Here is a 13,281-nt window from a genome sequence, read left to right on the forward strand (position 1 = left end):
AAACCTGAAACCTGAAACCTGAAACCTGAAACCTGAAACCTGAAACCTGAAACCTGAAACCTGAAACCTGAAACCTGAAACCTGAAACCTGAAACTTGAAACAAAAAACTATTTTGAAGCATTAAATTCATTGATGACATTTACAGCTTCATTCAAGTAAGGATTTGTTTTTAGATTGTCAATCTGGTATTGATTTGCCGTTTTGTCGTTTGGATAAACGCCAAGCAAAAATTGATTTACGGTGGAGTTGTAAACATCAAGCGGATTATTTTCATCATTGAAAGTATTGATTTCTTTCCAAAGTGAATTGACCAGTTTTTTCTGTTTGAAAACAGCATCTAAAGTCATCGGAAGTTCTGCTTTTGGTGTGTTTACGATGTTGTCAATTTTTTGATTTATTTTTTTAATATCGTTAAAATAGTAGTTGTCGGCCAACCTTACAGCAGAATTTTTGGCTAATTGATCAATCAGCGTGCGTTTTGCATAAGGTTTGTATTTTAAAAATGGTTGAATACTGTCGTTCTTGATTGCAGTAGGAAAGTCACTTTCTTTTTGATAAACATCTTCATAAAATTCAGGAAGCACTACATCTGGAGTTACACCAACATATTGATGACTTTTACCTGTAACTCGGTAAAATTTATTAATTGTAATTTTCAGAAAATCAGTATTTTTTTCCTCGTCTAGCGAAAGAATAGTCTGCATTGTTGCTTTTCCGAGTGTGGTGCTTCCCATTAAAAGTGCACGATTATAATCTTGCATTATAGAAGCAAAAAATTCACTTGCTGATGCTGTATTACTGTTTACAAGCACTACAATTGGCCCTTTATAAATTAATCCTTTATAAGGGTCGTTAATCACCGATTTCTCTTTTTTGTTGTCTATCACAATAGAAATTGGCCCATAATCAATAAACATTCCAGCTAATTTTATGGCTTCTTCCATAGAGCCGCCACCGTTGTCGATCAAATCGATAACTAAGCCTTTTATATTATCCCTTTCGAGTTTCATTACTTCGCGGGCAACATCATCGGCACAGCCTTTTCTGTTGTTTTCATCTAAATCAGCGTAGAAACTCGGAATTTTGATGTAGCCAATTTTACTGTCTTTCCCAATAATAAAACTGTAAACCGAATTATCTTCATCTTTCATGACTTGTTTTTCGATATACACATCAAAGCTTTTTCCTGAATTTCGTTTTAGCGTAAGGGTTATGCTTTTATTCGATTCGGACATAATCATGGTCGAAATTGATTCTAACGAAGCACAGGAAACTTTCAGGGTTTCTTTTTGGTTGGATATCGAAATGATTTGATCACCTTTTTTAATAAGTCCAGTTTGGTATGCGGGACCATTCGGGTCAATTTCGGCTATAATTATTTCATTTTTTTCATTTAAATTAACGCTCATGCCCAACGAAAGGTGTTCTTTAGATAATGAAGCTACAAAACTGGTTTTAGAATCATCACTAAAATAGGCAGTATGCGGATCGAAATATGTACAGAAATAATTATAAAGATTTTCCTCTTGTTTAATTTTGGTTTCTAGCAGCGTACTTATTCGGCAAATTTCATTAGACAAAATCATACGTCTTGAAGCCGATTCAATTGATGCAAAATTGGCTTTAACTGAATCTAGATTTTCGCTGGTTTCGGCTATTTCGTCTAAAATCTGATAACGCAGTTTTTTAAGCCAGACTTTTTCCAAATCTTCTTTTTTTAGATAAAAAGGAAAGGCTTTTTTGTAAAACCGAATCGTATCCTTAACAGTATAATCAATTTTTCCGGCTTGAATTTTTTCTAAAACTGCTTTTGTTCGCAAAAGCCCTGTTTTGTATTTTGAAGTAATATCGTCTAAAAAACTACAGTCATTGCTTAAAATCAAATCATCAAGATTTAAACGATATTTTTTAGACATTTCATCGTATTCGCTTTTAAAAAAGATATTTCGCGAAGGGTCTAATTCGTTGATTAGATTATCAAAAACAAAAATCGACAAGCTGTCATTTATAGGCTTTGGCCGAATGTGTTCGGTTTGAATAAGCGTATTGATTTTGTTTAAGATTTGACATGTTTGATCGCTATTTTGACCAAATAGAACAGTTGAAGTAAGCAGAAATACTAATAATAGATTCTTCATAAATCTGTAAATCATCAGTTAAGACTAAAATTACGGTATTTTTTTGATAAAAGACAGTAATTTCTGCAGAAAATCGACAACTAAAAGATTTTATCTATGAATGACATCAAATCACAAAAGGGACTATTAAAAATTGATAAAAGGATAAAAAATTCTGCTTAAAATCCGAAGTTAAACATCAAAAAAAAATGCATTACAACTATTAAAATTGTAATGCATTTCTGTTATTTATTTAAAAGTCACAAGTCAACATTGATAAAAACTTTTGACTTTACGACTTGCGACTTTAGACTATTAAAAATTATTTCTTGTAAAAAGGCAATTTCACCACTTTTGCAGGAACATCATTTTTTCTGATTCTGATAAAAATATCACTTTCAACAGCGCTGTTTGCAACTGTAACATATCCTAAACCAATACCTTTGTTCATTGAAGGCGACATTGTTCCAGAAGTTACAATTCCGATTACAGCTCCAGAACCGTCAACAATTTCATAATCATGTCTTGGCACTGCACGTTCCTGCATTTCAAAAGCAACTAATTTTTTTGAAACACCTTCTTCTTTTTGTTTTTTCAAGTTCTCAGAATTAGTAAAATCTTTAGTGAATTTAGTAATCCAACCCAAACCAGCTTCAAGTGGAGAAGTGGTATCGTTAATATCGTTTCCGTATAAGCAGAATCCCATTTCTAAACGTAAAGTATCGCGCGCCGCAAGTCCGATTGGTTTAATTCCGAAAGCTTCGCCAGCTTCAAAAACTTTGTTCCAAATAGCTTCAGCGTCAGCATTTTTGCAGTAAATTTCAAATCCGCCTGAACCAGTGTAGCCCGTTGCAGAGATAATTACATCATTAAAGCCAGCAAAATCAGCCACTTCAAAATGATAATATGTGATTGCAGCTAAATCAACAGAAGTCAACGATTGCATAGCTTCAACCGCTTTTGGTCCTTGAATTGCTAATAATGAATAATCATCAGAAAGATTTTTCATTTCAACTCCCAAATCATTGTGAGAAGAAATCCAGTTCCAGTCTTTTTCAATATTCGAAGCATTTACAACAAGTAAATATTCTTCGTCTTTCATTTTATAAATAATCAAATCATCTACAATTCCGCCGTCGTTATTTGGAAGGCAAGAATATTGCGCTCTTCCAATCGTCAAAGTCGATGCATCATTTGAAGTCACTTTTTGAATTAGGGCCAAAGCATTTGGACCTGTTAACAAAAATTCGCCCATATGCGAAACGTCAAAAACGCCTACACTGTTACGAACCGTTTCGTGTTCAGCATTAACTCCTTCATAAGTAATAGGCATATTATAACCAGCAAAAGCAAGCATTTTTGCTCCTAAACCTTCATGTATGTGCGTAAGCGCAGTATTTTTCATTGTGATGTTTTTATAAAATTGAGTCGCAAATTTATTCAAAAAATATCGAATTTTGATAGTCTAAATTATAAATTTCGCAATATTTAGGTGTTAATTCTTGTTATCCGCTAGCTTTGTCAAAGTTTTTTAAACTTGACAAAGCGTCAGCAATTCGAAACAAATAATTAGTGAAATAAGTGGCAAAAAAAACTAATGTTTAGCCTTAAGTCTTAAAATACCGCCACTCGCATCTTTTATATATTGGATATACATAAAAGCATGCGGATCAAGCTGGCTGATTTCTTCTTTGATTCGGAGTAATTCCAAGCGAGTGACAATGGTTACAATAATATCGCAGTCCCATTTTTCATCAAAACTATCTGGCAAATAACCTCTTTCACCTTTGATTATTGTAATACCTTTTCTAAATTTAATTACAATCAAATCTTTTATCTCATTGCTTTTGGCCGAAATAATATGTAATGAAATATACTGCTCAATTCCCTGTGAGATGTAATCTAAAGATTTTACGGCTGAGAAATAAGTTACAATAGAATATAATGCAGTCGAGATTCCAAAATACCAGGCAGCTGCAAGAAACAATAAACTGTTTATTCCAAAGATGACTTCCGAAACATTTAAACCGATTTTTCGTGTGGTCAACAAAGCTAAAATTTCAATTCCGTCAGCAGTTGAACCGCTTCTGATGCAAAATCCCATTCCAATACCAATTAAACACCCTCCAAATAAAGCGATTAATAATTTGTCTGAAGTTACGGCATCAATATGTACAAAATTAATACTCAAAGCAATAAGAATAAATGTAATAAGGCTTTGGACAGCGAAAGTATTGCCGAGGATTTTTTTTCCGATAAATAAAAATGGGATATTTAAAACGAGAACCAAAGCACCAAACGGAAGATGTAAAATTTCATGAAGAAGCATCGAGATTCCGATTACACCGCCGTCTAAAAATTTGTTTGGAAGCATAAAACCTTTTAACGCGAGCGTAATAAACGCAACTCCAATTATGTTTAGCGCAATGTTTTTAAAATTTAAAATTTCTTTCCAATCTATAGCGTATTTGTTTACATTCATAAGCGTCGTATGTTAACTGAAATTCATAGAAGTAAACTTGTAAAGTATTTAAAAAGAGCTTATTATATTTATAAATATAAAGAATTTACTTCTTTTCTTAACTAAATATCCGATAAAACGATACATAAATCCGATTAAAAAGCATCTTGTTGATTTTATCAAAGTTCAAATGAAAAAATTACTAAATTTGAGTATAATTCAAAATGTTACCCCTTAAAAATCAACCAGTTAAAACTTGTTTTCTAACTAATTTTTTGGCCTATAAAAAGTAAATTAATTAACTTTAAATGATTGAATTATGGGTAAAAATGTACAGATAGTTTTAACTGTTGATGCCAGCAGACTCTATCATATGACAAATCCTTCGCAGGATGATATTCACGATAATTGCACGCTTTCTGATGATAATGACGGAATAAGCGATACCGGAAAAATAGTTGATTTTTTAAGCAATGTTTATATTGCTCAAAGTGTCGAATGGGTTGGTGAATCAAAAGATGCAGGCTACGATATTGCGATTGACAGTATTGTTTACGATTTTGATTTAAATGATCCAACTGATATTTATTTTCTTGACGATGATATTACGATAACAGGTACGGGAGGGAAGGACAGCAAAGTAGTCGCAACCGTTAAAGATCAAGCTGATATTGCCGAAACAAATAATATTTACAAAATCAATTTCAGTATTTACTACCAAAATAATGTCAAAAAATACCTAATCGACCCTAAATTAAGAGCTAATAGTTAAGAATTTTGAGAAAAAGTATTTCAGTTACCAGAATTTGTTTTTTGATAATTGCAATTTGCTTTTTATCTCATTTTTGCCATGCTCAAAATCAAAAAATAGCTGATAGTTTAGAGAAAATCTATAAAGAAAATAAACTTTCAGGAATAGCAAAGCTTGAGTTATTGCGAAATTTATCTTTTAATGAAGTTAGTGATCTCAAAACTTCGCTTAAATATGCCAACGAACTCATTCAGCTGTCAAAAAAGGAAAACAATTATCTTTATTTACATCGCGGTTATCTACAAAAAGGAAATTCATACCGAGTTCTTGGTGATTTGAATACTGCGCTTGAAGCCTTTTTCAAAAGTAAAGATGCTGCAATTCAGTCTGGTTTTCCTGCCGGCGAAGGTGCTGCAAATATGTCTATTGCCGATGTTTATTCGGTTATGGACAACACTTTAAATGCTCAAATGTACTATAACAAGGCAATTTCTATTTTGCGAAAAACAACCGACACAATTTCATTAGCCACCGCCTTATTGAACGCTGGGGAAGAATATTCGAAAAGCAAAAAATATGAAAATGCATTAACCTATTATAAAGAGTCCGGTATTCTCTTTAAGAAGGTTAATTATTTAATTGGTACAGCCTATAATTTAGGGAATATCGGAATGCTTTATGCCGAGCAAGGAAAAGATGATCTTGCAATGAAAAATATAAATGAAGCTATCGCAATTCTAGAAAAATTAGAGGATTATTATGCCATTTCGGATTATCTGACGTATATGTCCGATATTTATTTAAAACGTAATAACTGGAAAAAAGCGCTGGGTTATGCCGAAGAAAGTTTGAGTTTGGCACAAAAATATGGACTGAAGGAACAGCTGAGCAATTCAAATTTAAAGCTTTCAGAGTTGTATCAGAAATCGGGTAATTTTAGAGAATCACTTTATTATTATAAAAACCATGTTGTTTATAAAGACAGTGTAAATAATATTGAAATGGTTCAGAAAATGGCTGATATTCGAACGAATGCCGAAGTCGCACAAAAACAAATTGAAGTCAATTTACTGAATCAGCAAAAAAAGACACAGAAGATTATTGCAATTTCGTCTATAATCTCTTTTGTATTAATGCTTTTACTGGCTTTTGGCTTATACCGAAGATATAAATTTGTGAATAAAACCAATAAAATTATTGAGAATGAAAGAAACAGATCCAACTCTTTATTGCTCAATATTCTTCCTGAAGAAACGGCGGCAGAATTAAAAGAAACCGGAAAAGTCGAAGCGAAAAAATTCGAATCGGTTACGGTTTTATTTACAGATTTTGAAGGATTTACAAGTTATTCTGAAAACTTATCTCCCGAAAAATTGGTACAAAGTGTCGATTATTATTTTTCGAAATTTGATGAGATTGTCGAAAAATATGATTTGGAAAAAATAAAAACCGTTGGTGACTCTTATATGTGCGCTGGCGGATTGCCTTATGCCTCCGATAATCATGCAAATTTAATGGTTCTTGCTGCTTTAGAAATGCTTAAATTTGTTGAAGACTCAAAATTAAATGTTGATTTTAACGGAACTCGTTTTAATATCAGAATCGGAATTAATTCAGGGCCCGTTGTCGCCGGAGTTGTAGGAACTAAAAAGTTTGCCTACGATATTTGGGGAGATGCCGTAAATATTGCCTCAAGAATGGAATCTAATTCGGAATCAGGAAAAATCAATGTTTCTGAAAACACATTTGAGTTGATTAAAGACAATTTTAATTGTAGTTATCGCGGTGAAATCGAAGTAAAAAATAAAGGCATGATGAAAATGTATTTTGTAAATCAGTGTTTGAATTAAAAATAGAAAATGAAAGCTCCATATTTAATTACTAAAGAAGAAGTCTTAAAAATCTACAAACCCGTAAATCCACAGACACATAAGGGAATTCAAGGTCATGCGGTGATTATTGGAGGCAGTTATGGTAAAATTGGAGCAGTAGTTTTGGCTTCAAAATCGTGCCTTAAATCGGGTTGCGGACTTGTGACCACTTTTGCACCAAAATGCGGTTATCAAATACTCCAGATTTCAATTCCCGAAGTTATGGTTGTCACCGATGAAAATACAAATTTCATAACCAATATTCATTTGCCATTATTGCCACAAGCAATCGGAATTGGGCCAGGAATAGGGCAGGAACTCGGAACTCAAAAAGCTTTATTTGAGTTTTTGAGAGTGAACAAATCGCCGTTGGTTCTCGATGCCGATGCGCTGAATATTATTTCCGAAAATTTATCTTGGCTGGAATTAGTTCCCGAAAACACGATTTTGACACCTCATCCGAAAGAATTAGAAAGATTAATCGGGAAATGGAATTCAGAAGCAGAAAAATTTCAAAAATCAGTCGCTTTTTCAGAAAAATATAAAGTGATTATCGTCATGAAAGGCGCACCAACACACATCATTAACAAAAGCGAAATCTACGAAAATACAACTGGAAACGCTGCTTTGGCGACCGCAGGAAGCGGCGACGTATTAACCGGAATCCTGACAAGTTTGCTTGCCCAAGGCTACGAACCAAAATACGCCGCAAAATTAGGCGTTTTTATTCATGGTTTAACGGCAGATATTGCTTTGCCAGAAACAGGTTATGAATCTTTTATAGCTTCGGATATTATTGACAATTTGGGAAAGGCTTTTTTAGAATTAGGAAATGTGCCAATTTGATAATTAGATAATTTTATTGAGCTGTCACCCTGAGCGAAGTCGAATGGCGTCATAGTAACTAAACTTTGTGGAATGTCTTTGCAGTCCTTCGACTTCGCTCAGGATGACATAAATGAGGATTAATAATTCTGTTATATCAGCTTAACTCTTTTTAAGTCTGCGCGAAGTAATTAACGTTTTTAAAAAATCTAAAATCTACCCTCTACAATCTAAAATCAAAAAAACGTAAGTTTGTAATGTCAAAGATTAGAAACTTAGCAACTCAGTTTCTTAGCATCTTTGAATCTTTAAAAAATGAAAAACAACTTCGATCTCAGAACGGTAAACGTTACCCGTTATATAACACCACTGCGCGAAGGCGGTTCTTTACCCGCTTTGGCAGAAGCCGATGACGATTTTAAATATGTATTAAAATTTAGAGGTGCCGGACACGGAGTAAAAGCCCTTATAGCTGAATTAGTTGGCGGACAAATAGCAAAAGCCTTAAAACTGCAATTACCAGAATTAGTATTCGCAAATTTAGATGAAGCTTTTGGAAGAACAGAAGGCGATGAAGAAATTCAGGATTTACTGCAAGGAAGCCAGGGATTGAATCTGGCACTGCATTTTTTATCAGGCGCAATTACTTTTGATCCCGTTGTAACAACCGTTGACGCCAAATTAGCTTCGCAGATTGTTTGGCTAGACGCTTATATTACGAACGTAGACAGAACTTTCAGAAATACCAATATGTTAATTTGGCATAAAGAATTATGGCTGATTGATCATGGAGCCTGTTTGTATTTTCATCATTCCTGGAACAATTGGGAACAGCATGCTAAAAGTCCGTTTGCGTTGATAAAAGATCACGTTTTATTGCCTCAGGCTACACTTTTAAAAGAAGTTGATGCCGAATTTAAAGCGATTTTAACGCCACAAGTTTTAGAGGAAATAGTAAATACGATTCCGTTGGACTGGTTGCAATGGGAAGACGCAGACGAAACGCCGGAAGGCTTGCGAAATGTGTACTTACAGTTTTTAAAGACAAGATTAGATAATTCAGAAATCTTTGTAAATCAGGCTCAAAATGCAAGATAATCACTTATACGAATATGCTGTGATTCGTGTTGTGCCAAGGGTAGAGCGCGAAGAATTCCTGAATATCGGAATCATTTTGTTTTGCAAAAAAGCCAAATTTATAAAAGTGAAATTTTATTTTACAAATCATAAAGTTCAAGCTCTTTCTCCAGATTTTGATGTTGAACAATTGTATAAAAATTTGATTTCATTTCAAAAAATCGCAGATGGAGACAAAGATGGCGGACCAATTGGACAAATGGAAATTCCGGAGCGTTTTCGCTGGTTAACGGCAATTAGAAGTTCTGCGATACAAACTTCAAGACCGCATCCGGGTTTGTGTCAGGATTTGGAGAAAACAATTCAGAGATTGTTTGAAGAGCTCGTATTGTAGCTATTTTAAACCATATAAGTCATATAAGATGATTTACGGTTTGGCTTAAAAAAAGAATCTCGCAAAGACGCAGAGTCGCAAAGAAATATAAGAAAAACTTTGCGACTCTGCGTCTTTGCGAGATTAAAAAAACTTAGATTAAAAATCCAACATCCCAGAAAGACATTCATTAGAAAAATGAAGCAATATATTTTCCTTATTTTGATTTTCAATGACTAATAAATCGTAAGGGTTTAGATTGTATGGCTTGTCATTAATTTTAATAACAGTTGTCTGTAAAGAAAATAAAATCATTATTTGAGCATTACAATTCAGAGTACTATTGGTTATTCTCAGTTTGTGGTGGCCTATTTTATCAGAAACCATCCAGTTAAAATCAATACCTTTTGTATAAGAAGTCACTTCATCATCTGAATTAAATTCCATGATTTCATATTTCTCATATACTTTTTTTTCTTTGTTTACCTCAATATGTAAGCTGTTATCAAGCATAACCAAATATCGGTGATAACCTTTAAATTTGGTAAACTCTGAAGGCATTTCCTCTATTGTTGCACTGCTTATTCTGAATACAAAATCTCTATCGGCATAGTTTGCTGTTTCCGGATAGATCAAATATTCATATGTCAATCCACCACTCCAAATAGAGGCTTTACTATCTTTTTTAGACAAAAGGCGTATGTTCATTTTTTATTTTTTAAAAAAGGTTCAAAGTGGCAAAGTTACAAAGAGGCAAAGATTTTGTAGAGACGCACAGCAGTGCGTCTAACGTGTAGAATTTAAAAATCTCGCAAAGTCGCGAAGTCGCAAAGAAATATAAAAAAAAACTTTGCGACTCTGCGACTTTGCGAGATTAAAAAAACTTTAGTGAATCTCTGCACAAAATTTTTGTGTATCTCTGTGAAAGAACAATATCAAAGAAGCTTCTCCAAAAATATAAACTCCAAAGGCGCATCAGAAATAGTAACATGAATTTCGCTCTCAGGAAAAGCTTCTCTTTCGCCCGTATCTGCATAACCATGACGTTTATACCATGCAATAAGCTCTTCACGAACCGAAATAACCGTCATAATAATACTCGACAAACCCAAAGCTTTAGCATGATTTTCGGCTTCAGCCAAAAGTTTTTTCCCGATGCCGCTGTTTTGAAGTTCAGGAGAAACCGTTAGCATTCCTAAATACAGTTGATGACCTTTTTCAACCAATAAAACCGAACCAATAATTTTGTCATTTTCAGTGAATTTCAGAATCGTATTTTTTGGATCTTGGAAAATTTCTGTCATTTCCTGTTCATCGGTTCTTTTTCCTTCCAATAAATGCGCTTCGGTTGTCCAGCCTTTTTTAGAAGTTTCGCCTCTGTATGCAGAATTGATTAATATATTCAAAGCAGAAATATCTGCTAATGTTGCTTTTGAGATCATGAATTATAGTACTTGTAATTTACTTTCTTTATGATTAGAAATCAGATTTAATATTTTGCAGGTTCAGCAGCTTTAGGTAATGATTGTTTTATAAATGTTCTAATGTCTTCGTTTGCAGTTTCAAGATCAGCTTTTCTCAAATACATCATATGACCGCTTCTGTAACCTTTCCACGACATTCTATCATTTAGTTTTCCGCTTGGATCCATTTGCCATAAATCGTATTTAGCATTAAAGTAGTCACAGGCACCATCATAATATCCTGATTGCACCATTACATGTAAATATGGATTTTGTGCCATGGCCTGTCTCAGGTTTTCTCCTGTTTTATCATTAGATCTGTCCCAAGGATGAACAGGACCAAACATATTGTATTTAAAGTCCGTTTTGTAATTAAGATTATTACGGACATACATATTGATAGCAGGTGTAAACGAATGCAACCAAGACGTTAGTTCAGCATTAAAATCAGGACTTTCACCAGCGTCTTTACGGTCAATTCCTTTGTATCTTGAATCAAGTCTTCCTACTGTATAGCCTTTGTCTCTTAAGAGTTCTTTCCAAAAATAATCATAAGGAACGTCTAAATTGTTTTGCAGAATGACTTTCTCTGAAATACCAGAATAACGTGCCATTTTAGTGGCAATTTCTTTTCTTTTTTGTTCCTCCAAAAAGCCTCCTTTGCTCAGTGCAGGAAGAAGTTCGTTTATGGTAAAATCTTCAACCTCAGGTAGCATATCCGTTAAATCTTTATTTTGCAGGTCAGGACTTAGCATTTTGTGATACCAGGCAGTAGCTGCAAAATAAGGCAATTTAAGAGCAGCGTCAGATACAACGCCGCGAGTTATTCCTAACTCAGTGGGAGACACTAAAATCACTCCGTTAAGATACATCCATTGATTGTTTTGTAATTGAAGTGCTAATCCGGAAACACGGGTCGTGCCATAACTTTCACCTATCAGGTATTTAGGCGAAGCCCAACGATTAGTTCGGGTTACAAAACCATTGATCCAATCGGCTAAGTATTTAATGTCGGCATTTACACCGAAGAATTTTGCAGTAGGGATTTCTTTGCTTGTAGGTCTTGAATACGCTGTATTAACAGGGTTTACAAAAACGATATCAGCAATATCTAGAATAGAATAAGGGTTTTCTTTTATTCCGTAAGGCTGTAACGGGTATCCTTCATCATCAATATTTAACAAACTTGGACCCGTATAAGCAATCTGCATCCAAACAGAAGCAGATCCAGGACCACCATTAAATGAAATAACTAAAGGACGGGAATCCCTATCTTTTACGTCAGAACGTTCATAATAAGTGAAAAATAATCCGGCAATTGCTTTTCCGTCTTCGTCCCAAACCGGCATCGTACCGGTTGTTGCCTTATAAGAAACTTTTTGTCCTTTTATTGTGGTTGTATGATTTGTGATGACTTGAGAATCTGGATTGAAAGTAAGGTTAGATGGTGAATTTTCTTCTTTTGCAGCCGGAGTTGCAGTGGTGGCTTTTGGTTTTGCTTCCTGAGCGTATGAAGTAAAAAATCCAACTAAAAGGAATAAAGTAAATGTTTTTTTCATAGAATTAGGGCGTGTTATAATTTTAATGATGATATTTTGATATTCTGAATTGTGGACTATTATTCGAGTTTTTAAAGATATAAAAAAATAACAAGTGATGGTTTTTAGTCTTAAAGAAGGACTAGGTTATTTTATGAAAGTGTTTAGCAAGGATGTTTCTTTTTTCTTTCGAATAATCTCCAGTTTTGATTTAAGAAACTAAAAAGAAAAATTAAGAGCAAATTCTGTTTAAGAACTTTTTGATTTTCGGTTAATGATACGGCAATAAGTGAAATGTGACAGTACAACAAGTAGCAAACCAATATTCCAATAAACTTCAAAATAAGCAAAAGCATTATAAAAGCAGAATACTGAATTTTTTTCGGTTTCATCATCAATTCTGAAGTAAATAGGAAAGATGATTAAAAAGACTGATAAAAATATAGAAAGCACGATTAGTCTACCATATTTGATTTTAAAATAATCAGATATCCCATAAGCTGACATCTGAAAAATCAATAGTAGTAAAAATATCTCTTCCATAATTCTGATTTAATTATTTGCCTTTCAAGAATTCATTAAATTTAATCGGTTTTTAATTCGTTCAATTATTTCTAGATCATTGTCGCCATGAATATCTCTAATGTTATAATTCGGATTTCTGGGATCTATAGTTTCTTGAAATTCATTAACATTAAGATTGAAAAGTGCCTGACCAAATCTTTGATCTGGTTTTTGTTCTAAATATGATGCAATTAAATCAAGGATGATTTGATGTTCTTTTTTCATCGTTGGAGTTTAGAG

Annotated in this window: 12 protein-coding genes; 5 read left to right on the top strand and 7 right to left on the bottom strand. The window is 33.7% G+C overall.

What is annotated here, in order from left to right; genetic code table 11:
* Positions 1–108 precede the first annotated feature (108 nt).
* From EV145_RS12935 to EV145_RS12945, 3 genes are all read right to left on the bottom strand, one after another.
* Positions 109–2,139 carry a S41 family peptidase gene (locus EV145_RS12935; RefSeq protein WP_133525620.1) on the bottom strand — a complete coding sequence of 677 codons (2,031 nt, stop codon included), beginning with the start codon at positions 2,137–2,139 and terminating at the stop codon, positions 109–111.
* Between the two features lie 301 nt (positions 2,140–2,440).
* Entirely contained in the window at positions 2,441–3,523 is a 1,083-nt protein-coding gene (gene gcvT / locus EV145_RS12940; RefSeq protein ID WP_133525621.1) for a glycine cleavage system aminomethyltransferase GcvT, read from the bottom strand.
* Between the two features lie 189 nt (positions 3,524–3,712).
* A complete protein-coding gene (locus EV145_RS12945) occupies positions 3,713–4,600 on the bottom strand; it encodes a YitT family protein (protein WP_133525622.1) in 888 nt (295 codons plus the stop codon).
* Between the two features lie 298 nt (positions 4,601–4,898).
* Here EV145_RS12945 and EV145_RS12950 point away from each other — a divergent pair, with 298 nt between their 5' ends.
* The 5 genes from EV145_RS12950 (at position 4,899) to EV145_RS12970 (ending at position 9,497) form a co-directional block, all read left to right on the top strand.
* Positions 4,899–5,351 carry a hypothetical protein gene (locus EV145_RS12950; RefSeq protein WP_133525623.1) on the top strand — a complete coding sequence of 151 codons (453 nt, stop codon included), beginning with the start codon at positions 4,899–4,901 and terminating at the stop codon, positions 5,349–5,351.
* A gap of 41 nt (positions 5,352–5,392) precedes the next feature.
* On the top strand, positions 5,393–7,180 hold the full coding sequence (locus EV145_RS12955) for an adenylate/guanylate cyclase domain-containing protein (protein ID WP_243739260.1): 1,788 nt from the start codon (positions 5,393–5,395) through the stop codon (positions 7,178–7,180).
* Positions 7,181–7,189: 9 nt separating this feature from the next.
* Positions 7,190–8,047, top strand: a complete 858-nt coding sequence (locus tag EV145_RS12960; protein ID WP_133525624.1) for an NAD(P)H-hydrate dehydratase — start codon at positions 7,190–7,192, stop codon at positions 8,045–8,047.
* Between the two features lie 294 nt (positions 8,048–8,341).
* Positions 8,342–9,124, top strand: a complete 783-nt coding sequence (locus tag EV145_RS12965) for a HipA family kinase (protein WP_133525625.1) — start codon at positions 8,342–8,344, stop codon at positions 9,122–9,124.
* The gene (locus tag EV145_RS12970; RefSeq protein WP_133525626.1) at positions 9,114–9,497 is read left to right on the top strand and encodes a DUF3037 domain-containing protein; all 384 of its coding nucleotides are present in this window, start codon (positions 9,114–9,116) and stop codon (positions 9,495–9,497) included. Before EV145_RS12965 ends, EV145_RS12970 begins: the two co-directional genes overlap by 11 nt.
* Before the next feature lie 138 nt (positions 9,498–9,635).
* Here the strand turns inward: EV145_RS12970 and EV145_RS12975 are convergent, their stop codons facing one another.
* The 4 genes from EV145_RS12975 to EV145_RS12990 form a co-directional block, all read right to left on the bottom strand.
* Entirely contained in the window at positions 9,636–10,184 is a 549-nt protein-coding gene (locus EV145_RS12975; RefSeq protein ID WP_133525627.1) for a HutD family protein, read from the bottom strand.
* Positions 10,185–10,411: 227 nt separating this feature from the next.
* Positions 10,412–10,918, bottom strand: coding sequence for a GNAT family N-acetyltransferase (locus EV145_RS12980; protein WP_133525628.1), 507 nt, complete (start codon positions 10,916–10,918; stop codon positions 10,412–10,414).
* Between the two features lie 47 nt (positions 10,919–10,965).
* Positions 10,966–12,498 (bottom strand): S10 family peptidase, encoded by a 1,533-nt coding sequence (locus tag EV145_RS12985; RefSeq protein WP_133525629.1) that lies wholly within the window; start codon positions 12,496–12,498, stop codon positions 10,966–10,968.
* Positions 12,499–13,044: 546 nt separating this feature from the next.
* Entirely contained in the window at positions 13,045–13,266 is a 222-nt protein-coding gene (locus EV145_RS12990) for a hypothetical protein (RefSeq protein ID WP_133525630.1), read from the bottom strand.
* Positions 13,267–13,281 lie beyond the last annotated feature (15 nt).

It is taken from the genome of Flavobacterium sp. 245 (assembly GCF_004362055.1).
In the GTDB taxonomy this organism is placed as follows: domain Bacteria; phylum Bacteroidota; class Bacteroidia; order Flavobacteriales; family Flavobacteriaceae; genus Flavobacterium.